Source organism: Mesorhizobium sp. M7A.F.Ca.US.007.01.2.1 (assembly GCF_003998165.1).
GTDB lineage: Bacteria > Pseudomonadota > Alphaproteobacteria > Rhizobiales > Rhizobiaceae > Mesorhizobium > Mesorhizobium ciceri.
The window spans coordinates 1-3,223 of the sequence record NZ_RZQP01000390.1 but is presented as its reverse complement, the minus strand read 5'-3'; the positions used below and the strand labels follow the sequence as shown (position 1 = coordinate 3,223).

Sequence of the window (3,223 nt, the reverse complement as noted above, 5' to 3'; positions counted from 1 at the left end):
TGCCGAGCGCGTCCGCGCCTCGATTACCGGCGCGCATGAGACGCTGAAGGACGAGATCGGCGCGGCTTCCGACATCATTCGCGACTCGATCCTCAATGCATCGACCAAATTGTCGATGACGATCACCAATTCCGGCGACACGCTGATCGACCGCATCAACGAAAGCTCGATGTCGATCTTCGATTCCGTCGAAGGCCGGCTCGATTCGATCACCGACCGTCTGTCGACCTCGGGCGAGGCCTTCGCCAGCCTTCTCGACACCCGCATTGCCAAGCTGACGGACACCACGGACGGACTGACGCGGTCGTTGACCGATCTGCTCGACGATCGCACCACCGGCATGGTGTCGCTGCTTGGCGGCGCCGCGCGCACCCTCAATTCCGAATTCGAGGCCAGCCTCAACGGCATCGAGCGCACGCTCGCCGAACGCGGCCAGGCGCTGATCAGCGAGTTCCAGACCCGCGCCGAGGCGCTCGACACCGGAACGCAGAAGCTCAATGCGGCACTCGAGGCCCGCGCCCGCCAGATCAATGAAACGCTGGTCGAGCGCGCCCGCGAAATCGCGCACACCTTCGCCGAGAGCAAGGACACGCTGTCGGCGATGATCGATCAGGGCAAGACCCAGATCGGCGCCGACATGGCCGACATCGTCACTTCGACCTCCTCTATGCTCGAAGCCCGCGCCAGCGACTTCGCCGGACGCATGGAAGCCGCCCGTCACGTCGTGTCGCGTTCGTTCGACAGTGACATCCAGCGGCTCGCCGACGCCCGCGTCGGCATCGAGGAAGCTGTCGAGAACCACAGCAGGAAACTGTCCGAAAGCCGCGAGCGCATGGCCGCGGCCATGGAGGCCGACCTGGCGAAGTTCGCCGAGGGCCGCGCCGGCATCGATGCGGCAGTAACCAACCAGGTGCAGAAGCTGGCCGAAGGCCGCAGCCTGATCTCGCGCGCTCTCGAAGAGGATCTGCGCAAGGTCAATGAATCGCGGGCGGCCATCGATGCATCGCTCGGCAGCCATCTCGAAAGGCTGGAAGAAGGTCGCAACAGGCTCTCTATTGCCTTGAATGAAGACTCCGGGAAGCTGGTGCAAGCTCGTACGATCATTGATGAAATGGTCGCCGGACATGTCGGAAAACTCGCCGAGGGCCGCAACATTCTGTCGCGCGCTTTGGAAGCCGATCTCGGAAAACTGTCCGACAGCCGCGCCGACATCGACGGTCTGGTCGCCGGTCAGGTGGAAAAAATCGCCGAAGGCCGCGCCGTGCTCGCCAAGGCGTTGGAAAACGACATCGTCGGCATCAAGAGCCTCATCGAAACCCATTCCGCCAAACTGGCGGAAGACCGCACGCAGCTTTCCCATTCGCTCGACAATGATCTGTCCGGCATACGCGGCCTGATCGAAAGCCATTCGGGACGGTTGGCCGAGGACCGCAGCCTGCTGTCGCAGACCCTTGAAGCCGACCTTGCCAAGCTGGCCGAAAGCCGTTCGAGCATCGACGGTCTGGTCGCCGGTCAGGTCGAGAAGCTGGCGGAAGGCCGCGACATTCTCAAGCGCGCGCTGGAATCCGACCTGAACACGATCAAGGGCGTTATCTCAAGCCAGTCGGAAAAGCTGGCCGAGGATCGCGGTCAGCTTTCCCGGGTCCTGGAAGCCGACCTGCAGAATGTGAACAGCGTCATCGCCGATCACATGAACAAGCTTGTCCAAGACCGCTCCGCCCTGTCCAGGGCCCTTGAGGACGACCTCGCCAAGCTGGCCGACAGCCGTTCCAGCATCGACGGGCTGGTTGCGGGTCAGGTCGAGAAGTTGTCCGAGGGCCGAGATATTCTGCGGCGCGCTCTGGAATCCGACCTCAATGCGATCAAGGGGGCCATTGCCGACCAGTCGCAGAAACTGGTCGATGACCGGGCACAGTTCGCCCGGGCACTCGAGGCTGACCTCGAAAGCGTCAATGGCTTGGTCAACAGCCATTCCGAAAGGCTCGTCCAGGATCGTTCGACGCTGTCGAAAGCGCTTGAAGCCGACCTCGAAAACGTCGGTGGCCTCGTCAACAGCCACGCGGAAAGGCTTGTCCAGGAGCGCTCGACCCTGTCCAAGGCGCTCGAGGACGATCTTGCCAAACTGGCCGAGAGCCGCTCAAGCATCGACGGTCTGGTCGCCGGCCAGGTCGAGAAACTCGCCGAAGGTCGCGATGTTCTCAAGCGCGCGCTGGAAGCCGATCTCGCCAAGCTGGCCGAAAGCCGCTCCAGCATCGACGGTCTGGTTGCCGGCCAGGTCGAGAAGCTGGCCGAGGGCCGCGACATTCTCAAACGCGCCCTCGAAGCCGACCTGCAGAAGCTGACCGAAAGCCGCAGCGACATCGACGACGTCATCGCCGGACATGTCGGCAAGCTGTCCGAAGGCCGCAATATGCTGACCCGCGCGCTGGAAGACGATCTCGGCAGGCTCGCCGAGACCCGCAAGGACGTTGACCGCTCGCTGTCGGGCCATATCGACCAGATCGCTGCCAGAAGCACCGGCATTTCCGACGCGATCGCTGCCGATGTCGAGAAGATCGAGCAGGCGTTCAGTCGCCAGACCGGCATCATCGAGGAGCGCGCCGGCACCATGGAACGTGCGCTCTCGACAGGCGTCGACAACGTCCGCGCCGTGCTCGAGAAGAGCGCCGTGTTTGTCGCCGGCGCCCTGCGCGAAAAGGTGCTGGAAGTCACCAGCACCCTGCACGAGCAGGCCGGTGCCGCGTTCAGCGACGCCGACCGGAAGATCGCCGAGCGCGCCGAGCAGACCTCCGCCGCCCTGCTGGCGCGGGCCGAAGACATCGCCCGCACCTTCGAGGAGGCCGACCGTCGCCTGCACGCCCGTGCAGAAGATACGTCGAACGCCTTGCTTGCCCGCGCGGACGACACGTCCAGCTCGCTGCTGGCCCGTGCCCATGAAACCGCCGATCAGCTGGCCGCTCGCGCAAATCAGATCGCCGGCACCTTCGAAGCGGCAGACCAGAAGCTCGCCGCCCGCGCCCAGGAAACCGCAGATCAGCTGACCGCCCGGGCTCAGGACACCGCCGACCATCTGGCAGCTCGTGCAAGCGAAATTGCAGGCACGTTCGATGCCGCCGACCAGAAGCTGGTCGCCCGCGCCATCGAAACGGCCCAGTCGCTGGCCGCGCGCGCCGGCGACATCCTGCGCAACTTCGAAGGCGCCGACCAGCGGCTCGGCATGCGG

General features: G+C 64.4%; 1 pseudogene. It reads left to right on the top strand.

Going from position 1 to position 3,223, the window contains the following annotated elements:
* Nucleotides 1-3,223: pseudogene (locus tag EN949_RS34125) on the top strand (kinesin); the annotation flags it as partial.